Source organism: Paracoccus sp. J55 (genome assembly GCF_000513975.1).
In the GTDB taxonomy this organism is placed as follows: Bacteria; Pseudomonadota; Alphaproteobacteria; order Rhodobacterales; family Rhodobacteraceae; genus Paracoccus.
In genome coordinates, this window is record NZ_AZVA01000043.1 from 1 (window position 1) to 23,940 (window position 23,940).

A 23,940-nucleotide genomic window follows, 5' to 3' on the forward strand; every position below is an offset into this window, starting at 1 on the left:
GCCCCGGACCCCGGGATATTTGCACAAGAAAGAAGCGCGCGGGCGCGGGGCGGCCCAGGGCGAGGGCGCGCGGGCGGGTGCCGGGGCGTGGTTTTTCATGCTATCCTTTCGTCAGCAGGAAGGGAGAGGGCGATGAACGAACGCAGGAAGGCTTCCGATTTTCATCCGCGTATCTTGGAGATCTTTGACGGCTATGTGCATGGCCGGATCGGCAAGCGCGATTTCATGCTGCAGGCGGCGCAATTCGCCACCGCCGGCATGACCGCTGCCGCGATCTTCGAGGCGCTGAGGCCAAATTACGCCTTGGCCCAGCAGGTGCCGCCCGACGACCCCGCCATCCGCACCGAGACGGCGAGCTATGACAGTCCCAAGGGCAACGGCCGCATCAGCGGGCTGATGGCGCGGCCGGCCGAGGCGCAGGGCAAGCTGCCCGCCGTGCTGGTGGTGCACGAAAATCGCGGGCTCAACCCCTATATCGAGGATGTGGTGCGCCGGCTCGGCAAGGCGGGCTACCTGGCCTTCGGACCGGACGGGCTGAGCCCGCTGGGCGGCTATCCGGGCAATGACGACGAGGGGCGCGAGATGCAGGCCAGCCTCGACCCGGCCAAGCTGATGGAGGATTTCTTCGCCGCCCACGAGTTCCTGCGCGACCATGCCGATGCCACCGGCAAGGTCGGTGCGGTCGGGTTTTGCTATGGCGGCGGGGTCTGCAACGCGCTGGCGGTGGCCTATCCCGAACTGGCTGCCTCGGTCCCCTTCTACGGCCGCCAGCCCCGGCCCGAGGAAGCGGCGCAGATCCAGGCGCCGCTGATGCTGCATTATGCCGAGAACGACGAGCGCGTGAACGAGGGCTGGCCCGCCTACGAGGCGGCGCTGAAGGAACATGGCAAGGAATACCAGGTCTTTTTCTATCCCGGCACCCAGCACGGTTTCCACAACGACACCACGCCGCGCTACGATGAGGCGGCGGCGGAACTTGCCTGGCAGCGGACGCTGGATTTCTTTGCCGAAAAGCTCTCCTGACGCGAACTGTCAGCAGGTCGGGGCGATGCTTGCCGGGAAAGGAGATTTCGCATGATCGACCATATCGGATTTCCCGTTTCGGACCTGGCCCGCTCGCGCGCCTTCTACGACCGGGCCCTGGCGCCCCTGGGCATCGAGCTGCTGATGGAGGTGACCGAAGAGATGACCGGCGGCCATGGCGCGCATCTGGGCTATGGCCGCGAGGGCAAGCCGTTCTTCTGGATCGGCAGCGGCAAGCCGGCCGGCACCGGCACCCATGTCGCCTTTGCCGCGCCCGACCGGGCGACGGTGGACGCCTTCCATGCCGCCGCGCTGGCCGCGGGGGCACGCGACAACGGTGCGCCGGGGCTGCGGCCGGAATATCATCCCGGCTATTACGGCGCCTTCGTGCTCGACCCCGACGGCAACAATATCGAGGCGGTCCATCACGGAGACCCGGCATGACCCTCTATCGCGGCTCCTGCTTCTGCGGCGCCGTCCGCTTCGAGGCCGAGGGCGACCTGTCCCAAGGCACCATGCGCTGCAATTGCAGCTTCTGCCGCAAGATGCGCTATTGGGAGATGCGCCTGCCCGACCCCGAGCGGTTCCGCATCACCCATGGCACCGGGATGCTGGCCGAAACCCCGCGCCGGCAGCGGGACGGCGTGGACATGCACCACATGTTCTGCGCCCGCTGCGGCACCCGCCTCTGGACCGAGGGCGATATCGAGGAAATGGGCGGCCGCTTCGTCCAGGTCTGCGTCAGCGCGCTGGACGATGTGCCCGAGGCCGAGCTGATCGCCGCCCCGGTCTTCCATGCCGACGGGGCGCATGACGCCTGGTGGAACCCGGCACCCGAGACCCGGCACCTGTAACCCGCCCGCGCTGCCGGCAAGGGCCGAATGCACCTTCTCTGTTTTCCAAATACCCCGGGGGAGCCCCGCAGGGGCGGGGGCGGAGCCCCCCGGCTCACGCGCGCCCGGGCCCGACCGCCGCCCCGGTTGCCTCGGAGGCGAAATCCGGCTATGGTGCCTGCCGCAGCAGAGGAGAACGGTGTCATGGACAACTCGCAGATCTGACCTTTCACGGACGGATTGAAGAGGATTCCCATGACGGCCCACTTCCTTGATGCGGCTTCGCCCCATCCCATGCGCTTTCCCGACGGCACCCTGAACCGGGGGCTGGTGCATCTGAACCGGGTGATCGACCATCCGAATATCGAGATCGGCGATTTCACCTATGCCAGCAGCTTCGACCCGCCGGACGACTGGGCGGCGCGGCTGGCGCCCTATACCTATGCCGGCGCACCCGAACGGCTGGTGATCGGGCGGTTCTGCCAGATCGCCGACCGGGTGCGGATCGTCACCGCCTCGGCCAATCATCCGATGGCCGGGATCTCGACCTATCCCTTCGCGATCTTCGACCATGCGCGGGTCGGCGATTACATCGACCAGATCAGCGGCCTGCCGGATACGGTGATCGGCCACGATGTCTGGATCGGCGACGGCGCCACCATCCTGCCGGGCGCGCGGATCGGCAGCGGCGCCGTCATCGGCGCGGGTACGGTGGTCGGCGGCGTGGTGCCGGATTACGCCGTGGTCGCGGGCAATCCCGGCCGTGTCATAAGGATGCGCTTCGACGATGCCACCATCGCCCGGCTCATGGCGCTGCAATGGTGGCATTGGCCGGCGGAGCGGGTCGCCCGGGCCACCGCCGCGCTGGCCCGTGCCGATGTCGCGGCGCTTGAGAAACTGGCCGCCTGAGGCGGCCCGACGAAACGAACCGGGCGAGGGCCCGGGCTGATGCGAATGAGGTCCGACATGTTCAGCTGGTTCGAGCGCCGGCTTGACCCCTATCCCGCCGATCCGCCGCGCATGCCGCCGCAGGGGTTGTGGCGGTTCATCCTGCATTTCTCGCGCGGGGCCGAGGGCTACATGCTGTCCATGGCCGCCTGCTCGGCCATGATCGCCGTGGCCGAGGTGGTGCTGTTCGGCTATCTGGGCGAGCTGGTGAACCGGCTGGCCGGGGCCGACCGCGAGAATTTCTGGACGGTCGAGGGCAATCGGCTGATCCTGATGGGCGCGATCCTGGTGATCGGCCTGCCGCTGCTGCAGGTGCTGTTCTCGCTCTTGATGCACCAGACGCTGATGGGCAATTTCCCTCAGCGCATCCGCTGGCAGGCGCATCGCTACCTGCTGCGCCAGTCGATGAGCTATTTCCAGGACGAGTTCGCCGGACGCATCGCCACCAAGCTGATGCAGACCGCGCTGGCGGTGCGCGAAGTGGCGATGAAGTTCATGGACGTCTTGACCTATGTCTGCGTCTATTTCATCGGTGCGCTGGTGCTGGCGGCCTCGACCGACGGCTGGCTGGCATTGCCCTTCGCCGGCTGGGGCATCCTCTACGGGCTTCTGCTGTGGTGGCTGATCCCGCGCATCGGCCGCATCAGCGAGGCGCAGGCCGATGCCCGCGCGGTGATGACCGGCCGGGTGGTGGACAGCTATACCAACATCTCGACGGTGAAGCTGTTCTCGCACAGTTCGCGCGAGGAAGCTTACGTGCGCGAGAGCATGGACGGGTTCCTGCAGACCGTGCACGGGCAGATGCGGCTGGCCTCGATCCAGAACATCCTGCTGTCCACGCTGAACTCGCTCTTGACCTTTTCGGTCACGGTGCTGGGCCTGTGGCTGTGGGTCGGCGGCAAGATCGAGGTCGGCGCGGTCGCCGTGGCGGTCCCGCTGGCGCTGCGGCTGGGCAACATGTCGCATTGGATCATGTGGGAATTCGCCACGCTTTTCGAGAATATCGGCACGGTGCGCGACGGCATCGGCTCGCTGTCCTTGCCGCGCATGGTGACGGATGCGCGCGGCGCCCGCCCGCTTTCGGTGCCCGAGGGACGGGTTGAGTTCGACCGCGTGACCTTCCGCTATGGCGAGGCGGCGCGGCCCGGCCGTGGCGCGGTGCTGGACGACCTGTCGCTGACCATCGCGCCGGGCGAGCGGATCGGGTTGGTCGGGCGTTCGGGCGCCGGGAAGTCGACGCTGGTGAACCTGATGCTGCGCTTCCACGACCTGGAATCGGGCCGCATCCTGATCGACGGCCAGGACATCGCGCAGGTCACCCAGGAATCGCTGCGCGCCGCCATCGGGGTGGTGACGCAGGATACCTCGCTCTTGCACCGCTCGATCCGCGACAATATCGCCTATGGTCGGCCGGACGCGTCCGAGGCCGAGATCCTGCGCGCCGCCGAGCTGGCCGAGGCGGATTTCATCGCCGGCCTGACCGATTCGCAGGGTCGGCGCGGCCTCGACGCCCATGTCGGCGAGCGCGGGGTCAAGCTGTCGGGCGGCCAGCGCCAGCGCATCGCCATTGCGCGGGTGCTGCTGAAGGACGCGCCGATCCTGGTTCTGGACGAGGCGACCAGCGCCCTGGACAGCGAGGTCGAGGCGGCGATCCAGTCGCAGCTCGACATGCTGATGCAGGGCAAGACGGTGATCGCCATCGCGCACCGGCTTTCCACCATCGCCCGCATGGACCGGCTGGTGGTGATGGAGCGAGGCCGCATCGTCGAACAGGGCACGCATGAGGCGCTCTTGGCGCAGGGCGGCATCTATGCCGGGCTTTGGGCGCGGCAGTCGGGCGGGTTTCTTGAGGCCGAATGATCTTCCCTCTTGAACCGCGCCCGGACCTGCCGTAATCAGCAGCGCGGCCTAGGGGTATAGCTCAGTTGGTAGAGCATCGGTCTCCAAAACCGAGGGTCGGGGGTTCGAGTCCCTCTGCCCCTGCCAGTCGCATCCGGCCAGCCTTCGCGGTCCGGACCGCACCAGTCCCGTCCAGAATCGTCCGGCCATGGCCCTGACCCTTCATCTGGGGGCGCACAAGACCGCCTCGACGCATCTGCAGGTCTCGCTGCGCCTGGCGCGGCGCGAATTGCGCGCGGGCGGGGTCTTTTATGCCGATCCGGGCGTGCTGCGCCATGACGGCCTGCCGCTGGTCCGGGCCCTGACGCATGGCGGCCGGGCGGCGCGGGTCGCCTCCGAAAGGCTGGCCGAGGCCCGGGCCTGCTATCCCGAGCTCCTGCTTTCCGACGAAAACATCCTGGGTGGCACCCATCGCAGCTGCCTGTTCAGCCGCCGGGGCATGATCTATCCCGGCGTGCGGGCGCGGCTGCGGCGCTGCCTGGCGCTGGCCGGGGGCGGGCCGGCGGTGCTGTGCCTGTCGGTGCGCGATCCGGCGCAGTTCAACGTCTCGGCCTTCGCCCTGCAGCTTGCGCTTGGCAACGAGATCGAGATCGACGCCTATCTGCAGGGCCGCGACCCCGCCGCCCTGAGCTGGAGCGGGCTGGCGCAGCGCCTGGCCTCGGTCCCCGGCGTGGCGCGGCTGCTGGTCTGGCGCTACGAGGATTATCCCGCGCTGCGGCCGCGCCTGCTGGCGCGGATCCTGCCGCCGGGGCTGGCGGCGCTTGTGCCCGAGCCGCCGCCCTCGAACGAGAGCCTGACCCAGCCGGGCTACGAATGGTTCCTGCGCCGCGCCATGGCCGACAGCGAGGCCGACCTGCGTGTGCTGGCCAACCGGGCGCGGCTGCGCTTTCGCCGCGCCGACGGCCATGCCGCCCTGCGGCTGCTGCCGGAGGCGGATTACCGGCGCTCGGCCGTCGCCTATGCCGAGGATCTGCGGCAGCTGCGCGCGCTGCCGGGGGTCGAGTTTCTGGAACCCTGACGCCCCGCGGCCAGATCGGTGCTTGAAATGCCGGTCGGCGCAGGCTATCTGACCCGCTGCAAGACCGAAGGGAAACCCATGGCCAACCCCGTCCAGTTCATCAGCCAGGTCCGCGCCGAACTCGGCAAGATCACCTGGCCCACCCGCCGCGAGGTGGTGACGACCACCATCATGGTCTTCATCATGGCGGCGCTGGCCTCGATCTTTTTCTTCCTCGTCGATCTGCTGATCAAGACCGGCCTCTCGGCCGTGATCCATCTGGTCGGCAGCTGAGGGCTTGCATTGCAGGGCGCGGGGCGGTATGTCCGCCCGACCTGCCCGTGACGCGGCGTGCATCGATTCGGTCGTGCGCGCCGATTTCAATTTGGCCGGAGCTTGCCGCGATTGCGCGCGATCCGGTTGGGGTAGACAAGGAATTCAATGGGTTGGCCATGGCTGACCCGGAAGGCAACAGGGGTCGATCGAGACATGGCAAAGCGTTGGTATTCGGTCAGCGTCCTGTCGAACTTTGAAAAGAAGGTCGCCGAGGCGATTCGCCAGGCCGTGGTCGAGAAAGGTCTCGAGGACCAGATCGACGAGGTGCTGGTCCCGACCGAGGAAGTGATCGAGATCCGCCGCGGCAAGAAGGTCACGTCCGAGCGCCGCTTCATGCCCGGCTATGTGCTGGTGCGCATGGAGCTGTCGGATCAGACCTACCACCTGGTGAACTCGATCAACCGCGTCACCGGCTTCCTGGGCGCCCAGGGCAAGCCGATGCCGATGCGCGACGACGAGGTGAACGCGATCCTGCATCGCACCGGCGAGGGTGGGGCCGAGGTGGCGCCGCGCAACCTGATCCGGTTCGACGTGGGCGAGAAGGTGAACGTGACCGACGGGCCCTTCGAGGGCTTCTCGGGCATGGTCGAGGAAGTGGACGAGGCCGCGAACCGCATCAAGGTCACGGTGTCCATCTTCGGCCGTCCGACGCCGGTGGAACTGGAATTCACGCAGGTCGCCAAGACCGCGTGATCGTCGCGGGAGGCTGCGCCGCCGGGAACGGACCCGGGGCAAGGCCGCACCGCTAAGTCGGCCCGAAGCCCGTCAGGGGCGGGGCGTGATGATAAGGAGAAGGCCAGATGGCCAAGAAAGTTGTCGGCAGCCTCAAGCTGCAAATCAAGGCGGGTCAGGCGAACCCGTCCCCGCCCGTCGGCCCGGCCCTGGGTCAGCGCGGCATCAACATCATGGAATTCTGCAAGGCGTTCAACGCCAAGACGCAGGAGATGGAACAGGGTGCCCCGGTTCCGGTCGTGATCACCTATTACGCCGACAAGTCCTTCACCTTCGAGACCAAGACCCCCCCGGCCTCGTTCCTGCTGAAGAAAGCCGCCGGCCTGAAGCCGGTCGGCAAGCGCAACCGCGCCAAGGGTTCGGAAAAGCCCGGCCGTCAGGTCGCCGGCACCGTGACCGCCAAGCAGGTGCGCGAGATCGCCGAAGCCAAGATGAAGGACCTGTCCGCGAACGACGTGGAAGCCGCGATGCAGATCATCCTCGGCTCGGCGCGTTCGATCGGCATCGAGGTGAAAGGCTAAGCCATGGCTAAACTGTCGAAAAAGCAAGCCGCCGCCCGCGAGGCCTTTGCCGGCAAGGTGAACCTCTCGGTCGAGGACGCCGTCAAGCTGGTCAAGGACAACGCCACCGCGAAGTTCGACGAGACCGTCGAGATCGCGATGAACCTGGGCGTCGATCCGCGCCACGCCGACCAGATGGTCCGCGGCGTGGTCACCCTGCCCAACGGCACCGGCAAGCATGTGCGCGTCGCCGTCTTCGCCCGTGGTCCCAAGGCTGACGAAGCCAAGGCCGCCGGCGCCGAGATCGTCGGTGCGGAAGACCTGCTGGAGACCATCCAGTCCGGCAAGATCGAATTCGATCGCTGCATCGCCACCCCGGACATGATGCCGCTGGTCGGCCGTCTGGGCAAGATCCTGGGCCCGCGCAACCTGATGCCGAACCCCAAGGTCGGCACGGTGACCATGGACGTGAAAGCGGCCGTGGAAGCTGCCAAGGGCGGCGAAGTCCAGTTCAAGGCCGAGAAGGCGGGCGTGGTCCATGCCGGCGTCGGCAAGGCCTCGTTCGACGCCGAGAAGCTGGCCCAGAACATCCGCGCCTTCGTGGACGCAGTGAACCGGGCCAAGCCCTCGGGCGCGAAGGGCACCTATGTGAAGAAGGTCTCGATCAGCTCGACCATGGGTCCGGGCGTGTCGCTGGACCTGTCTTCGGCTGTCGCGCAGTAAGCGCGCAAGAATTTCGCCGGCGTCCTTGCGGGGCCGGCGGATGGCGGGGCAGCAATGCCCCGTCCTGTCCGAGACGGAGGGTGCCGACCCGATACGCTATCTGGCCGGCTTAATCGTCCTTCCTGAGATGGGATCAAGACCATTTTCCGGGCCTCGCTCCGGGTGATCTTGGGACCGTCACGGACCCGTCCTGACGCTGTTCGGGCGTCGGGAAAGTGAGAGCCGGGGGGAAACCCCCAACTTGGAGTGAAACCGTGGATAGAGCGCAAAAAGAACAGGTGGTCGAAGAACTCGGCCAGATCTTTGAAGCCTCTGGCGTCGTGGTGGTTGCCCGCTACGAGGGAATGACGGTTGCCGAAATGCAGGACCTGCGCGCGCAGATGCGCGAAAGCGGCGGGTCCGTCCGCGTTGCCAAGAACAGGCTCGCCAAGATCGCCCTGGATGGGAAGCCTTGCGCCAGCATCGCCGACTATCTGACGGGCATGACCGTGCTCGCCTTCTCCGAGGACCCTGTGGCTGCGGCCAAGGTCGCGGACAAATACGCCAAGGGGAACGACAAGTTCGTGATCCTGGGCGGTGCGATGGGCGACACGGCGCTTGACCCGGCCGGTGTGAAAGCCGTGGCCCAGATGCCGTCGCGCGAGGAGCTTATCGCTTCGATCGTGTCCTGCATCGGCGCCCCTGCTTCCAACATCGCGGGCGCGATCGGCGCACCTGCCAGCAACATCGCGGGCATCCTCTCGACTCTGGAAGAGCGCGAGGCCGCCTGAGGCAATCCCCATTCCCGCGTGGGGTTGAAACCCTGACGTTGGAACACTTAATGGAAAGAACGGAAAAATGGCTGACCTGAAGAAACTCGCCGAAGAAATCGTGGGCCTGACCCTGCTGGAAGCCCAGGAACTGAAGACCATCCTGAAAGACGAATACGGCATCGAGCCGGCCGCCGGTGGCGCCGTCATGGTTGCCGGCCCGGCCGCTGGCCCGGCTGAAGCCGCCGAAGAGAAAACCGAATTCGACGTCGTCCTGGTCGACGCCGGCGCCAACAAGATCAACGTGATCAAGGAAGTGCGCGGCATCACCGGTCTGGGCCTGAAAGAAGCCAAGGACCTGGTCGAAGCCGGCGGCAAGGTGAAAGAGGGTGCCTCGAAAGCCGATGCCGAAGAAATGAAGAAGAAGCTCGAAGCGGCTGGCGCCAAGGTCGAGCTGAAGTAATTGGCCGCTCTGGCCGATTGACTGTACGAAACAGGCAGGGTCCGGGGTTTCCCCGGTCCCTGCCGAACCTGTCTTGAAGGACGGTTTCCAGAACAGACCTTCCTTCAGGGCATGTTCGGGGTTCGGGAGCCGCGCGGTGGGACGCGCGGCACGAATGGGACCCCGCCCCTCATTCGCCGCCTTGCGCAGCCCGGGCCCCGACGGTCTGCGCAAGCGAAAGACGAAAGGTTAGACCCTCTATGGCGCAAGCTTATGTCGGCCAGAAACGCATCCGGCGTTACTATGGCAATATCCGCGAAGTTCTGGAGATGCCGAACCTGATCGAGGTTCAGAAATCCTCCTATGACCTGTTCCTGCGCTCTGGCGACGGCGCGGGCCATCAGGATGGCGAAGGCATCCAGGGCGTCTTCCAGTCGGTGTTCCCGATCAAGGACTTCAACGAGACGGCGACGCTGGAATTCGTGAAATACGAGCTGGAAAAGCCGAAATACGACGTGGACGAGTGCCAGAGCCGCGACATGACCTATGCCGCGCCGCTGAAGGTGACGCTGCGTCTGATCGTGTTCGATGTCGACGAGGCCACCGGTGCCAAGTCCGTCAAGGACATCAAGGAGCAGGACGTCTACATGGGCGACATGCCCCTGATGACGCAGAACGGCACCTTCATCGTGAACGGCACCGAGCGTGTCGTGGTGTCGCAGATGCACCGCTCGCCCGGGGTGTTCTTCGACCATGACCGCGGCAAGACCCATTCCAGCGGCAAGCTGCTCTTCGCCTGCCGCATCATTCCCTATCGCGGCTCGTGGCTCGACTTCGAATTCGACGCCAAGGACCTGGTCTTCGCGCGCATCGACCGCCGCCGGAAACTGCCGGTGACGACGCTGCTCTATGCGCTCGGCATGGACCAGGAGGGCATCATGGATGCCTTCTACGACACCGTGGACTACAAGCTGCAGCGCGCCGTCAAGGGCCGCGAGGCCGGCTGGATCACCCGCTTCTTCCCCGAGCGCGTGCGCGGCACCCGCCCCAGCTATGACCTGGTGAATGCCGAGACCGGCGAGATCATCACCAAGGCCGGCGACAAGGTGACGCCGCGCCTGGTCAAGCAGCTGGCGGAACAGGGCGACATTAACCTGCTTCTGCCCTTCGACAAGATCATCGGTCGCTTCGTCGCCAAGGACATCATCAACGAGCAGACCGGCCTGATCTATGCCGAGGCCGGCGACGAGATCACCGTCGAATACGACCGCGACGGCGAGATCTCGGGCGGCTTGCTGAAGGTGCTGCTGGACAACGGCATCGAGGACATCCCGGTCCTCGACATCGACCATGTCAATGTCGGTCCCTATATCCGCAACACCATGGCGGCCGACAAGAACATGAGCCGCGACGGCGCGCTGATGGACATCTATCGCGTCATGCGCCCGGGCGAGCCCCCGACCGTCGAGGCCGCCTCGGCCCTGTTCGACAGCCTGTTCTTCGACAGCGAGCGCTATGACCTTTCGGCCGTGGGCCGGGTCAAGATGAACATGCGCCTTGACCTCGATGCGCCGGACACCCAGCGCACCCTGCGCAAGGAGGACATCATCGCCTGTATCCGCGGGCTGGTGGAGCTGCGCGACGGCAAGGGCGAGATCGACGACATCGACCACCTCGGCAACCGCCGGGTGCGCTCGGTCGGCGAGCTGATGGAGAACCAGTATCGCATCGGCCTGCTGCGCATGGAGCGGGCGATCCGCGAGCGCATGTCCGGCGTCGAGATCGACACCGTGATGCCGCAGGACCTGATCAACGCGAAGCCCGCCGCGGCCGCGGTGCGCGAGTTCTTCGGCTCGTCGCAGCTGTCGCAGTTCATGGACCAGACCAACCCGCTGTCGGAAGTCACGCACAAGCGTCGCCTTTCGGCGCTTGGCCCGGGCGGTCTGACCCGCGAGCGCGCCGGCTTCGAGGTGCGCGACGTTCACCCCACCCATTACGGCCGGATGTGCCCGATCGAGACGCCGGAAGGCCAGAACATCGGCCTGATCAACTCGCTGGCCACCTTTGCCCGGGTGAACAAATACGGCTTCATCGAGACCCCCTATCGCAAGGTGGTCGAGGGCAAGGTGACCGACGACGTGGTCTACATGTCCGCGACCGAGGAGATGCGCCACACCATCGCCCAGGCGAACGCGACGCTGGACGCGGACGGCCGTTTCGTGGACGAGCTGGTCTCGACCCGTCAGGCCGGCGACTTCATGCTGAACCCGGTCGAGGCGGTGGACCTGATCGACGTGTCGCCGAAACAGCTGGTTTCGGTCGCGGCGGCGCTGATCCCCTTCCTGGAAAACGACGACGCCAACCGCGCGCTGATGGGCTCGAACATGCAGCGCCAGGCGGTTCCGCTGCTGCGGGCCGAGGCGCCGTTCGTCGGCACCGGCATGGAAGCGACCGTGGCGCGCGATTCCGGTGCGGCCATCATGGCGCGCCGGGGCGGCATCATCGACCAGGTTGACGCGCAGCGGATCGTTATCCGCGCGACCGAGGATCTGGGCGCCGGCGACGCGGGCGTGGACATCTATCGCCTGCGCAAGTTCAAGCGTTCCAACCAGTCCTCGACCATCAACCAGCGCCCGCTGGTCAAGGTGGGCGACAGGGTGGTCAAGGGCCAGGTCGTGGCCGACGGTCCCTCGACCGATCAGGGCGAGCTGGCGATCGGCCGCAACGTGGTCGTGGCCTTCATGCCCTGGAACGGCTACAACTACGAGGACTCGATCCTGATCTCGGAGCGGATCCACCGCGACGACGTGTTCACCTCGATCCATATCGACGAATACGAGGTTGCGGCGCGCGACACCAAGCTGGGCCCCGAGGAGATCACCCGCGACATCCCGAACGTCGGCGAGGAGGCGCTGCGCAACCTCGACGAGGCCGGCATCGTCTATATCGGTGCGGAAGTGGGCCCGGGCGACATCCTGGTCGGCAAGATCACCCCGAAAGGTGAATCGCCGATGACGCCGGAGGAGAAGCTGCTTCGCGCCATCTTCGGCGAAAAGGCCAGCGACGTGCGCGACACCTCGCTGCGGCTGCCGCCGGGGGCTTACGGCACCATCGTCGAGGTCCGGGTGTTCAACCGCCACGGCGTCGACAAGGACGAGCGTGCGCTGCAGATCGAACGCGAGGAAGTCGAGCGTCTGGCCCGCGACCGGGACGACGAGCTGGCGATCCTGGAGCGCAACATCTATGCGCGCCTCAAGTCGCTGATCATGGGCAAGGAAGTCGTCAAGGGGCCGAAGGGCATCCGTGCCGGCGCCGTGGTCGATGACGATCTGCTGGGCCAGCTGTCGCGCGGCCAGTGGTGGCAACTCGCTGTCGCCGACGAGGACACCGCCAAGGAAGTCGAGGCGCTGAACCAGCAGTTCGACGCCCAGAAGCGGGCTCTGGACAACCGTTTCGACGACAAGGTCGAGAAGGTGCGCCAGGGCGACGACCTGCCCCCGGGCGTGATGAAGATGGTCAAGGTCTTCGTCGCGGTGAAGCGCAAGCTGCAGGCCGGCGACAAGATGGCCGGTCGTCACGGCAACAAGGGCGTCGTCTCCAAGGTCGTGCCGATGGAGGACATGCCCTTCCTGGCCGACGGCACCCCCGTCGACCTGGTGATGAACCCGCTGGGCGTGCCGTCGCGGATGAACGTCGGCCAGATCCTCGAGACGCATATGGGCTGGGCCTCGCGCGGTCTCGGCATCAAGATCGACGAGGCGCTGCAGGACTATCGCCGCAAGGGCGACATGACCCCGGTGCGCGACGCGATGCGGAACGGCTATGGCGACGAGTTCTATGCCGAGACCTTCGAGGGCATGGATGACGAGTCCCTGCTGGAGCATGCCGATGCGGTGCGCGCCGGTGTTCCGATCGCCACGCCGGTCTTCGACGGCGCGAAAGAGGCGGATGTGAACGACGCGCTGCGCCGTGCCGGCTTCGACACTTCGGGCCAGTCCATCGTCTTCGACGGCCGCACCGGCGAGCAGTTCGCCCGCCCGGTCACCGTCGGGATGAAATACGTCCTGAAGCTGCACCACCTTGTCGACGACAAGATGCACGCGCGTTCGACCGGTCCCTACAGCCTCGTGACCCAGCAGCCGCTGGGCGGCAAGGCGCAGTTCGGCGGCCAGCGTCTGGGTGAGATGGAGGTCTGGGCCCTGGAAGCCTATGGCGCCGCCTACACCCTGCAAGAGATGCTGACGGTCAAGTCGGACGACGTGGCCGGCCGGACCAAGGTCTATGAGAGCATCGTCAAGGGCGAGGACAATTTCGAGGCCGGCGTGCCGGAATCGTTCAACGTTCTGGTCAAGGAGGTCCGGGGTCTGGGCCTCAACATGGAACTCCTGGATGCGGAGGATGAGGAGTGAGGGGGCGACCCCTCATCTCCCCCACCGCGCCCCTCATTAGGATTTGAAAATGAACCAGGAACTTGCCACCAACCCCCTGAACCCGCTGGCTGCGCCGCGGCAGTTCGACGAAATCAAGATCTCGCTGGCCTCGCCCGAGGAAATCCTCGCCTGGTCCTATGGCGAGGTGAAGAAGCCCGAGACCATCAACTACCGCACGTTCAAGCCCGAGCGTGACGGTCTGTTCTGCGCGCGTATCTTTGGCCCGATCAAGGATTACGAATGCCTGTGCGGCAAATACAAGCGCATGAAATATCGTGGCCTGGTCTGCGAGAAATGCGGCGTCGAGGTGACGCTGCAAAAGGTCCGGCGCGAACGCATGGGCCATATCGAGCTGGCCGCCCCGGTCGCGCATATCTGGTTCCTGAAGTCGCTGCCCTCGCGCATCGGCCTGATGCTGGACATGACGCTGCGCGATCTTGAGCGCATCCTGTATTTCGAAAACTACGTCGTGATCGAGCCGGGTCTGACCGACCTGAGCTATGGCCAGCTGCTGACCGAGGAAGAATTCCTCGACGCGCAGGACCAGTATGGCGCTGACGCCTTCACCGCCAATATCGGCGCCGAGGCGATCCGCGAGATGCTGGCCAATATCGACCTGGCCGCCACCGCCGAGCAGCTGCGCGAGGAGCTGAAAGAGGCGACCGGCGAGCTGAAGCCGAAGAAGATCATCAAGCGGCTGAAGATCGTTGAATCGTTCCTCGAGTCGGGCAACCGTCCCGAGTGGATGGTGCTGACGGTCATTCCGGTCATCCCGCCGGAACTGCGTCCGCTGGTTCCGCTGGACGGCGGCCGTTTCGCGACCTCGGACCTGAACGACCTCTATCGCCGGGTCATCAACCGCAACAACCGCCTCAAGCGCCTGATCGAGCTGCGCGCGCCCGACATCATCGTCCGCAACGAAAAGCGGATGCTGCAGGAATCGGTCGATGCGCTGTTCGACAACGGCCGCCGCGGTCGCGTCATCACCGGCAACAACAAGCGTCCGCTGAAATCGCTGTCGGACATGCTGAAGGGCAAGCAGGGCCGCTTCCGCCAGAACCTTCTGGGGAAACGGGTCGACTTCTCGGGCCGTTCGGTGATCGTGACCGGTCCCGAGCTGAAGCTGCACCAGTGCGGCCTGCCGAAGAAGATGGCGCTGGAGCTGTTCAAGCCCTTCATCTATTCGCGGCTTGAGGCGAAGGGGCTGTCCTCCACCGTCAAGCAGGCCAAGAAGCTGGTCGAGAAGGAACGCCCCGAGGTCTGGGACATCCTGGACGAGGTGATCCGCGAGCACCCGGTCCTGCTGAACCGCGCGCCGACGCTGCACCGCCTGGGCATCCAGGCCTTCGAGCCGATCCTGATCGAGGGCAAGGCGATCCAGCTGCACCCGCTGGTCTGCTCGGCCTTCAACGCCGATTTCGACGGCGACCAGATGGCCGTGCACGTCCCGCTGTCGCTTGAGGCGCAGCTGGAAGCGCGCGTGCTGATGATGTCGACGAACAACGTGCTGTCGCCCGCCAACGGCGCGCCGATCATCGTGCCGTCGCAGGACATGGTCCTTGGTCTTTACTACACGACCATGGAGCGCGAGGGCATGAAGGGCGAAGGCATGGTCTTTGCCAACCTCGAAGAGGTGGAGCACGCACTGGCCTCCGGCGCGGTGCATCTGCATGCCCGCATCACCGCCCGCCTGCCGCAGATCGACGAGAACGGCAACGAGGTCATCAAGCGCTTCGAGACCACGCCGGGCCGGATCCGTCTGGGCGCGCTGCTGCCCAAGAACGCCAAGGCGCCCTTCGAGCTGGTGAACCGCCTGCTGCGCAAGAAGGACATCCAGAACGTCATCGACACCGTCTACCGCTACTGCGGCCAGAAGGAATCGGTGATCTTCTGCGACCAGATCATGGGCTTGGGCTTCCGCGAGGCGTTCCGCGCCGGCATCTCCTTCGGCAAGGACGACATGGTCGTTCCGCCGACGAAATGGGACCTGGTCGAGGAAACCCAGGACCAGGTGAAGCAGTTCGAGCAGCAGTATCTGGACGGCCTGATCACCCAGGGCGAGAAATACAACAAGGTCGTCGATGCCTGGTCGAAATGCAACGACCGCGTCACCGATGCCATGATGAAGACCATCTCGGCCACCAAGAAGGACGAGAACGGCGCCGAGCTGGAGCCGAACTCGGTCTACATGATGGCGCATTCGGGCGCGCGGGGCTCGGTCAGCCAGATGAAGCAGCTGGGCGGCATGCGCGGCCTGATGGCCAAGCCGAACGGCGAGATCATCGAGACGCCGATCATCTCGAACTTCAAGGAAGGCCTGACCGTTCTTGAATACTTCAACTCGACCCACGGCGCGCGGAAGGGTCTGTCGGACACCGCGCTCAAGACGGCGAACTCGGGCTACCTGACCCGCCGCCTTGTGGACGTGGCGCAGGACTGCATCATCCGCGAGCATGACTGCGGCACCGACCGGGCGATCACCGCCTCGGCCGCGGTCAACGACGGCGAGGTGGTCAGCCCGCTTTCCGAGCGCGTGCTGGGCCGTGTCGCGGCCGAGGACGTGCTGGTGCCGGGCGAGGACGTGGTCATCGTCCGCAAGAACGAGCTGATCGACGAGCGCAAGGCCGACGAGATCGAGGGCGCGGGCGTGCAGAACGTGCGCATCCGCTCGGCCCTGACCTGCGAGTCGGACGATGGGGTCTGCGCGCTGTGCTATGGCCGCGACCTGGCCCGCGGCACGCTGGTCAATATCGGCGAGGCGGTCGGCATCATCGCCGCCCAGTCCATCGGCGAGCCGGGCACCCAGCTGACGATGCGGACCTTCCACATCGGCGGCATCGCCCAGGGCGGCCAGCAGTCCTTCATCGCCGCGGCGCAGGAGGGCACGGTGGCTTTCGACAACGAAAGCACGCTGGAAAACGCCAATGGCGAGCTGATCGTGATGAGTCGCAACATGCAGCTGCACATCAAGTCGGCGACGGGCGACACGCTGGCCAGCCACAAGCTGTTCTACGGCAGCAAGCTGTTCGTGCGCGAAGGCGATGCCGTGGCGCGCGGCCAGAAGATGTTCGAATGGGACCCCTATACCCTGCCGATCATCGCCGAGAAGGCCGGTGTCGCGAAATATGTCGACCTGCTGTCGGGGATCTCGGTCCGCGACGAGACCGACGACGCGACCGGCATGACGCAGAAGATCGTGACGGACTGGCGCTCGGCCCCGAAAGGCAACGAGCTGAAGCCCGAGATCATCATCGTCGATGCCGATGGCGAGCCGGTCCGCAACGAGCAGGGCAACCCGGTCACCTATCCGATGTCGGTCGACGCCATCCTGTCGGTCGAGGACGGGCAGGAGATCAAGGCCGGCGACGTGGTGGCGCGGATCCCGCGCGAAGGCGCCAAGACCAAGGACATCACCGGGGGTCTGCCCCGCGTGGCGGAGCTGTTCGAGGCGCGCCGTCCCAAGGACCACGCCATCATCGCCGAGATCGACGGCTATGTGCGCTTCGGCAAGGACTACAAGAACAAGCGCCGCATCGCCATCGAGCCCGCCGACGACACGCTGGAGCCGGTCGAATACATGGTGCCGAAAGGCAAGCACATCCCGGTGCAGGAAGGCGACTTCGTGCAGAAGGGCGACTACATCATGGACGGCAACCCGGCGCCGCATGACATCCTGCGCATCATGGGGATCGAGGCTCTGGCCGACTATCTCATCGACGAGGTGCAGGACGTCTACCGGCTGCAGGGCGTGAAGATCAACGACAAGCACATCGAGGTGATCGTCCGCCAGATGCTGCAGAAGATCGAGATCACCGACAGCGGCGACACCACGCTGCTGAAGGGCGAGCATGTCGACCGCGACGAGTTCGAGGAAGAGAACGCCAAGATCGAAGCCAAGGGCGGCCGTCCGGCCACGGGCGAGCCGGTGCTGCTGGGCATCACCAAGGCGTCGCTGCAGACCCGCAGCTTCATCTCGGCCGCCTCGTTCCAGGAGACGACCCGCGTGCTGACCGAGGCCGCCGTCCAGGGCAAGCGCGACAAGCTGGTCGGGCTTAAGGAGAACGTCATCGTCGGCCGGCTGATCCCGGCCGGCACCGGCGGCGCCACCGCCCGCGTGAAGCGCATCGCGACCGAGCGCGACAACGAGGTGATCGAAGCCCGCCGCGCCGAGGCGGAGGCCGCCGCCGCGCTGATCGCGCCGGAGGACAGCCCGGCCGAGGTCGGCGGCGACGAGTGATCGCCCGTTGAAACGAATTGGAAAGGCCCGGCAGCGATGCCGGGCCTTTTCTGCATGGGCTGCCGCAACCCTCTCATCCCCAAGTCCCGATTGCGCAGCGCGCCGTCCGATGGGGCGCCGTCCGGCGGATCGCCGCAACCCTCTCATCCGCAGGTCGCGATTGCGCAAAGCCCTGGCAGGGGATAACGATGAGGGGCCAAAGGGCGGTCGGGGCGTTTTGCGAGGGTGGTTTGATGCGCGCGGCAGTCAATCAGAAGATCCGCATCAACATCCTGCGGCTGTCGGGTCTGGCCTTGCTGCCGGCCATCCTGGTGATCACCCCGCTCCTCGGCCTCGAGGGGTTCGGGCACGAGGCCATCGAAACCCTGGGCATTCTGCTGCTGCTGGCGGGCGTGCTCGGCCGGTTCTGGTCGATCCTCTATGTCGGCGGCGCCAAGAACCGGCGGGTGATGCAGGACGGGCCCTATTCGATGACGCGCAACCCGCTGTATTTCTTCTCGACCGTGGCGGCGACGGGGATCGGGCTGATGTTCGGCGCGGTCAGCCTTGCCCTGCTGGTCGGCGGCACGGTGGGGCTGATCCTGTGGATCACCGCGCGGCGCGAAGCGGCGTTCCTGTCGCAGCACTTCGGCGCGGAATACGATGCCTATGCGGTGCGCACGCCGTTCTTCCTGCCCGATCCGCGGCTGTTCCGCACCGGGCGGACCGCGCGGTTCGACACGGCGACGCTGCGCCGCAACCTGTTCGATGCGTTCGTCTTTCTGAGCTTCATTCCCATTGTCGAGTTGGTGGACCAGTTGAAGCTGAGCCTCGGCTGGTCGCTGCTGGCGCTCTGGTAGCCTGTTTCTCATCTCCCAAGCCGCACAGCCAGAACCATGCTGACCCCCGACCTGCCCTCTGCCAGCGCGCCGGCAACCGCCCTTCGCCCGCATGTCCCGGACCCCCGGCAAGGGCGGGCCGACAACCTGCGCGGCTCGGCGCTGATGATGCTCAGCATGGCGGCCTTCATCTGCAACGACACGCTGATGAAGGCGGTAACCCAGAGCCTGCCGCTTTACGAATCCATCGCCATCCGCGGCGGCATGGTGCTGCTGCTGATGGTGCTGGTCGCGCAGGGGCAGGGCGGGGTCCGGCTGCGGGTGCCGCGCGGCGATCTTTGGCCGCTGGTGCTGCGCACGGCGGCGGATATCGTCTCGACCGTGCTTTACCTGCTGGCGCTGCGGCGGATGGCGCTGGCCGACATCTCGGCGATCATGCAGGCGCTGCCGCTGGCGGTGACGCTGGCCGCGGCGCTGTTCTTTCGCGAAAGGCTGGGCTGGCGCCGGCTGCTGGCCATCGGCATCGGCTTCGTCGGCGTGCTGCTGATCCTGCGGCCGGGCACCGGAGCCTTCGACCGCTGGTCGGCCGTGGCGCTGGCGGCGATGCTGCTGATCGTGGTGCGGGACATGGTCACCCGGACATTCTCGGCCCGGCTCGCCTCGTCCAGCATCGCCTTTTACGCGGCGCTGACGGTGATGCTGTCGGGCTTCGTTCTGGGCTGGGCGGAAAACTGGCGGCTGCCGACCCTGGCCGAATTCGCGCTGCTGACCGCTGCCGCGCTGTTCCTGACCGTGGGCTATATCACCGCCGTCGCCACCATGCGGGTGGGCGAGATTTCCTTCGTCGCGCCGTTCCGCTACAGTTCGCTGCTCTGGGCCATCCTGCTGGGGCTGGCGGTGTTCGGCGACTGGCCGGACCTGTGGACCTGGGCGGGTTCGGCGCTGGTGGTGGGCGCGGGGATCTATACCATCCTGCGCGAAGGGCAATTGCAGAGGCGAAGCTGATGCGGGTGCAGATGCTGGGCTTGTGCCGCTTTTCCTATCTGGGCGGCCGGGGGTTTCAGGTGACCCACGAGACGCTGGAGGAGCGGCGGGCCTTTCTCTACGACCCCGAGCGGCTGGCCCGGCGCTGGTTCTGGTTCGAGCATGTCGCCCTGCCGGCCTGGCTGGCGCAGACCGATCCGGATTTCACGCTGGTGCTGATGACCGGGCCGGACCTGCCCGAGCCCTGGCTGGCCCGGCTGCACGAGCTGGCGGGGATCATGCCGCAACTGCGGCTGGCGCTGGTCCCGCCGATGGAGAAGCATGTCGAGGCCTGCATGGCCGCCGTCGCCCCACATATCGACCATTCGGCCGATGTGGTCGGCCATTTCCGCCATGACGACGACGATGCGGTGGCCCTTGACTATATCCGCGACGCGCGCCGCGATTTCGTGCGCATGCAGCCGCTCTGGCGCCAACACGGGCGGCTGTCCTGCGATTACGCGCGCGGCGTGGTGATGCGGGCCGGGCCGGGCGGCATCCGGTCCGAGATGCGGATCGTCCACAATGCCAGCGCGGCGCTGACCATCTACCTGCGGCCGGATGCGGGGCGCTGCGCGCTGCATTTCCCGCATTTCAAGGTGAACCTGTCCATGCCGGGCGTGACCCTGGCGGGAAAGCCGATGTATGTGCGCATGCTGCACGAGGACAACGACTCGGGCGCGGTGGGCGCGGGCTATGCAGTCGCGGGGCAGGGCGCGGGCCCCGAAGAGGACATGGCGGCGCTGCTCGCCCGGCGTTTCCGCATCGACCTGCCGGGTCTCGAAGCCGGGGCGCGGGGACTGCTCTCGGCCCGGGCAGGGCAGGGGGGCGGCTGTTGACTCGCCTGTGGAAACCCCATATACGCCGCACACCCGTCAGGAATCTGATCGGGGCCCAGAACCTCTGTGGTCATGATCCGGGCCGGAATGCCCCGATCCTCTGGTAATTCAACCCGTCCTTCCCGGCTTGGGGACAGGATGGGTTCTGGCGTTTCACGATGGGCGTGATTCGCCGTCGAGAAGTGGCGCAGCCGGTGGCTGCGAGTATTGACGAAAGCAAGACGGGGAACCGAATGCCGACGATCCAACAGCTGATCCGCAAACCGCGGCAGCCCAAGGTGCAGCGCTCGAAGTCGCAGCACCTGCAATCCTGCCCGCAGAAGCGGGGCGTATGCACGCGCGTCTATACCACGACGCCGAAGAAGCCGAACTCGGCCATGCGTAAGGTGGCCAAGGTCCGCCTGACCAATGGCTTCGAGGTGATCTCCTACATCCCGGGCGAAAAGCACAACCTGCAGGAACACAGCGTCGTGCTGATCCGCGGCGGCCGGGTGAAAGACCTTCCGGGTGTCCGCTATCACATCCTGCGCGGTGTTCTGGATACCCAGGGCGTCAAGGATCGTCGTCAGCGTCGTTCGAAATACGGCGCGAAGCGTCCGAAGTAAGGAGATAGGCACATGTCCCGTCGTCACGCCGCTGAGAAGCGCGAAGTCCTGCCCGACGCCAAATATGGCGATCGCGTGCTGACCAAATTCATGAACAACCTGATGATCGACGGCAAGAAATCGGTTGCCGAACGCATCGTCTACAACGCCCTCGACCGCGTGCAGGGCAAGCTGAAGCGCGAGCCGATCGAAGTCTTCCACGAAGCCCTCGACAACGTGAAGCCCTCGGTCGAAGTGCGCTCGCGCCGCGTCGGCGGCGCCACCTACCAGGTTCCGGTCGAGGTCCGTCCGTCGCGCCGCGAGGCCCTGGCGATCCGCTGGCTGATCGACGCGTCGAAAAAGCGCAACGAGCACACCATGGAAGAGCGCCTCGCGGGCGAGCTGGCCGACGCGGTGAACGGCCGCGGCACCGCCGTCAAGAAGCGTGAGGACACGCACAAGATGGCCGACGCCAACAAGGCGTTCAGCCACTACCGCTGGTAACCGGAAGGAAGGCCCTTTATGGCACGCGAATATCCGCTGGAGCGCTACCGGAACTTCGGGATCATGGCCCATATCGACGCGGGCAAGACCACGACGACCGAGCGTATCCTGTTCTACACCGGCAAGAACCACAAGATGGGCGAGACGCACGAAGGTGCGTCCACCATGGACTGGATGGAGCAGGAAGCCGAGCGCGGCATCACCATCACCTCGGCGGCGACCACCACCTTCTGGCAGCGCCACGAGGATGCCGACTTCACCCCCGATGATAGCGAGCGTTGCCGCTTCAACATCATCGACACCCCCGGCCACGTCGACTTCACCATCGAGGTCGAGCGTTCGCTGGCGGTTCTGGACGGCGCGATCTGCCTGCTGGACGGCAATGCCGGCGTCGAGCCGCAGACCGAGACCGTCTGGCGCCAGGCCGACCGCTACAAGGTTCCGCGGATCGTCTTCGTCAACAAGATGGACAAGATCGGCGCCGACTTCTTCAAATGCGTCGCCATGATCAAGGACCGCACCGGCGGCACCCCCTGCCCGATCGCTCTGCCGATCGGCGCCGAGGACAAGCTGGAAGGCATCGTCGACCTGATCAAGATGGAAGAATGGGTCTGGAAGGGCGAGGACCTGGGCGCCTCGTGGATCCGCCAGCCCATCCGTGACGAGCTTCAGGACGTCGCCGAGGAATGGCGCGGCAAGATGATCGAACTCGCCGTCGAACAGGACGACGAGGCGATGGAAGCCTATCTGGAAGGCAACGAGCCCGACGAGGCGACGCTGCGCAAGCTGATCCGCAAGGGCACGCTGTCGCTGTCCTTCTTCCCGGTCATGGCCGGTTCCGCCTTCAAGAACAAGGGCGTGCAGCCGCTGCTGAACGCCGTGGTGGACTTCCTGCCGGCGCCGACCGACGTGCCCGCCTATATGGGCTTCGCCCCGGGCGACGAGACGGAAGAGCGCAACATTGCCCGCCATGCCTCGGACGCGGATCCGTTCTCGGCGCTGGCGTTTAAGATCATGAACGACCCCTTCGTCGGCTCGCTGACCTTCACGCGGATCTATTCTGGCCAGCTCAAGAAGGGCGACCAGATGCTGAACTCGACCAAGGGCAAGCGCGAGCGCGTCGGCCGGATGATGGTCATGCACGCCATCAACCGCGAAGAGATCGACGAGGCTTTCGCCGGCGACATCATCGCCCTGGCCGGGCTGAAGGAAACCACGACGGGCGACACGCTTTGCGATCCCGCAAAGCCCGTGGTCCTGGAAACCATGACCTTCCCCGAGCCGGTGATCGAGATCGCCGTCGAGCCGAAGTCCAAGGCCGACCAGGAAAAAATGGGCCTGGCCCTGCAGCGCCTGGCCGCCGAGGACCCGTCCTTCCGCGTCGAGACCGACCTGGAATCGGGCCAGACCATCATGAAGGGCATGGGCGAACTTCACCTCGATATCCTGGTCGACCGCATGAAGCGCGAGTTCAAGGTCGAGGCGAATATCGGCGCCCCGCAGGTGGCCTATCGCGAGACCATCTCGACCGAGGCCGAGATCGACTACACGCACAAGAAACAGACCGGCGGGACCGGTCAGTTCGCGCGCGTCAAGCTGGTCATCACCCCGACCGAGCCGGGCGAGGGCTACTCGTTCGAATCGAAGATCGTCGGCGGTGCGGTGCCCAAGGAATACATCCCGGGCGTCGAGAAGGGCATCAAGTCCGTCATGGATTCGGGCCCGCTGGCCGGCTTCCCGGTGATCGACTTCAAGGTGGCGCTGATCGACGGTGCCTTCCATGACGTCGACTCCTCGGTCCTGGCCTTCGAGATCGCGGCGCGTGCCGCCATGCGCGAAGGCCTGAAGAAGGCGGGCGCCAAGCTGCTCGAACCGATCATGCGCGTCGAGGTGGTCACGCCGGAGGAATATACCGGTTCGATCATCGGCGACCTGACCAGCCGTCGCGGCATGGTCCGCGGCCAGGACTCGCGCGGCAATGCGAACGTCATCGACGCCTTCGTGCCGCTGGCCAACATGTTCGGCTACATCAACAACCTGCGCTCGATGTCCTCGGGCCGTGCGGTGTTCACGATGCAGTTCGACCATTACGAGGCCGTGCCGCAGAACATCTCGGACGAGATCCAGAAGAAATACGCGTAATCCCGGCGGTGCGTGGGCAACCGCGCACCCTACCAACCCCGTAGGGTGCGTGCCTGCACGCACCGTCAACATAAGGAGCCATGCCCATGGCAAAGGCAAAGTTTGAACGGACGAAACCGCACGTCAACATCGGGACGATCGGTCACGTTGACCACGGCAAGACGACGCTGACGGCTGCGAT

At 65.9% G+C, this 23,940-nt stretch carries 21 protein-coding genes and 1 tRNA gene; all 22 read left to right on the top strand.

Annotated elements, in window-relative coordinates:
• The first annotated feature begins 132 nt into the window (after positions 1 to 132).
• Positions 133 to 1,023: a YghX family hydrolase gene (gene yghX / locus PARJ55_RS0119220; RefSeq protein ID WP_028714477.1), complete on the top strand. Its 891-nt coding sequence runs from the start codon at positions 133 to 135 to the stop codon at positions 1,021 to 1,023.
• Between the two features lie 51 nt (positions 1,024 to 1,074).
• Positions 1,075 to 1,467 (top strand): VOC family protein, encoded by a 393-nt coding sequence (locus PARJ55_RS0119225; RefSeq protein ID WP_028714478.1) that lies wholly within the window; start codon positions 1,075 to 1,077, stop codon positions 1,465 to 1,467.
• Complete coding sequence (locus tag PARJ55_RS0119230) at positions 1,464 to 1,877, top strand: GFA family protein (RefSeq protein ID WP_028714479.1); 414 nt, start codon at positions 1,464 to 1,466, stop codon at positions 1,875 to 1,877. The genes PARJ55_RS0119225 and PARJ55_RS0119230 overlap by 4 nt, the downstream gene beginning before the upstream one ends.
• 234 nt (positions 1,878 to 2,111) lie before the next feature.
• Positions 2,112 to 2,765: a CatB-related O-acetyltransferase gene (locus tag PARJ55_RS0119235; RefSeq protein ID WP_028714480.1), complete on the top strand. Its 654-nt coding sequence runs from the start codon at positions 2,112 to 2,114 to the stop codon at positions 2,763 to 2,765.
• Between the two features lie 57 nt (positions 2,766 to 2,822).
• Complete coding sequence (locus tag PARJ55_RS0119240; protein WP_028714481.1) at positions 2,823 to 4,664, top strand: ABC transporter ATP-binding protein; 1,842 nt, start codon at positions 2,823 to 2,825, stop codon at positions 4,662 to 4,664.
• Positions 4,665 to 4,714: 50 nt separating this feature from the next.
• Positions 4,715 to 4,790 (top strand) — tRNA-Trp (locus PARJ55_RS0119245).
• 61 nt (positions 4,791 to 4,851) lie between these two features.
• Positions 4,852 to 5,721 (top strand): hypothetical protein, encoded by an 870-nt coding sequence (locus PARJ55_RS23115; RefSeq protein ID WP_028714482.1) that lies wholly within the window; start codon positions 4,852 to 4,854, stop codon positions 5,719 to 5,721.
• Between the two features lie 78 nt (positions 5,722 to 5,799).
• On the top strand, positions 5,800 to 5,994 hold the full coding sequence (gene secE, locus PARJ55_RS0119255) for a preprotein translocase subunit SecE (protein ID WP_028714483.1): 195 nt from the start codon (positions 5,800 to 5,802) through the stop codon (positions 5,992 to 5,994).
• A gap of 195 nt (positions 5,995 to 6,189) precedes the next feature.
• Positions 6,190 to 6,729 carry a transcription termination/antitermination protein NusG gene (gene nusG / locus PARJ55_RS0119260; protein WP_028714484.1) on the top strand — a complete coding sequence of 180 codons (540 nt, stop codon included), beginning with the start codon at positions 6,190 to 6,192 and terminating at the stop codon, positions 6,727 to 6,729.
• 107 nt (positions 6,730 to 6,836) lie between these two features.
• Entirely contained in the window at positions 6,837 to 7,289 is a 453-nt protein-coding gene (gene rplK / locus PARJ55_RS0119265) for a 50S ribosomal protein L11 (protein WP_028714485.1), read from the top strand.
• Between the two features lie 3 nt (positions 7,290 to 7,292).
• Positions 7,293 to 7,991 (top strand): 50S ribosomal protein L1, encoded by a 699-nt coding sequence (rplA, locus tag PARJ55_RS0119270; RefSeq protein WP_028714486.1) that lies wholly within the window; start codon positions 7,293 to 7,295, stop codon positions 7,989 to 7,991.
• A 254-nt stretch (positions 7,992 to 8,245) separates the two neighbouring features.
• A complete protein-coding gene (gene rplJ, locus PARJ55_RS0119275; RefSeq protein ID WP_028714487.1) occupies positions 8,246 to 8,761 on the top strand; it encodes a 50S ribosomal protein L10 in 516 nt (171 codons plus the stop codon).
• A gap of 67 nt (positions 8,762 to 8,828) precedes the next feature.
• Positions 8,829 to 9,203 (top strand): 50S ribosomal protein L7/L12, encoded by a 375-nt coding sequence (gene rplL, locus PARJ55_RS0119280; RefSeq protein WP_017999544.1) that lies wholly within the window; start codon positions 8,829 to 8,831, stop codon positions 9,201 to 9,203.
• A 239-nt stretch (positions 9,204 to 9,442) separates the two neighbouring features.
• Positions 9,443 to 13,591, top strand: a complete 4,149-nt coding sequence (gene rpoB, locus PARJ55_RS0119285) for a DNA-directed RNA polymerase subunit beta (RefSeq protein ID WP_028714488.1) — start codon at positions 9,443 to 9,445, stop codon at positions 13,589 to 13,591.
• A gap of 49 nt (positions 13,592 to 13,640) precedes the next feature.
• Positions 13,641 to 17,849, top strand: coding sequence for a DNA-directed RNA polymerase subunit beta' (rpoC, locus tag PARJ55_RS0119290; RefSeq protein WP_028714489.1), 4,209 nt, complete (start codon positions 13,641 to 13,643; stop codon positions 17,847 to 17,849).
• A gap of 233 nt (positions 17,850 to 18,082) precedes the next feature.
• The gene (locus PARJ55_RS0119295; RefSeq protein WP_028714490.1) at positions 18,083 to 18,688 is read left to right on the top strand and encodes an isoprenylcysteine carboxylmethyltransferase family protein; all 606 of its coding nucleotides are present in this window, start codon (positions 18,083 to 18,085) and stop codon (positions 18,686 to 18,688) included.
• Between the two features lie 36 nt (positions 18,689 to 18,724).
• On the top strand, positions 18,725 to 19,672 hold the full coding sequence (locus PARJ55_RS0119300) for a DMT family transporter (RefSeq protein WP_028714491.1): 948 nt from the start codon (positions 18,725 to 18,727) through the stop codon (positions 19,670 to 19,672).
• Positions 19,672 to 20,529, top strand: coding sequence for a putative rhamnosyl transferase (locus tag PARJ55_RS22665; protein WP_051416374.1), 858 nt, complete (start codon positions 19,672 to 19,674; stop codon positions 20,527 to 20,529). Before PARJ55_RS0119300 ends, PARJ55_RS22665 begins: the two co-directional genes overlap by 1 nt.
• A gap of 233 nt (positions 20,530 to 20,762) precedes the next feature.
• Positions 20,763 to 21,134 (top strand): 30S ribosomal protein S12, encoded by a 372-nt coding sequence (rpsL, locus tag PARJ55_RS0119310; protein WP_010399029.1) that lies wholly within the window; start codon positions 20,763 to 20,765, stop codon positions 21,132 to 21,134.
• A gap of 12 nt (positions 21,135 to 21,146) precedes the next feature.
• Positions 21,147 to 21,617 carry a 30S ribosomal protein S7 gene (rpsG, locus tag PARJ55_RS0119315; protein ID WP_011747098.1) on the top strand — a complete coding sequence of 157 codons (471 nt, stop codon included), beginning with the start codon at positions 21,147 to 21,149 and terminating at the stop codon, positions 21,615 to 21,617.
• 18 nt (positions 21,618 to 21,635) lie between these two features.
• Positions 21,636 to 23,759 carry an elongation factor G gene (fusA, locus tag PARJ55_RS0119320; protein ID WP_028714492.1) on the top strand — a complete coding sequence of 708 codons (2,124 nt, stop codon included), beginning with the start codon at positions 21,636 to 21,638 and terminating at the stop codon, positions 23,757 to 23,759.
• A gap of 86 nt (positions 23,760 to 23,845) precedes the next feature.
• Positions 23,846 to 23,940, top strand: a 95-nt coding sequence (locus tag PARJ55_RS23590; RefSeq protein WP_023878051.1) for a GTP-binding protein, incomplete at its 3' end; no start/stop codon positions are given.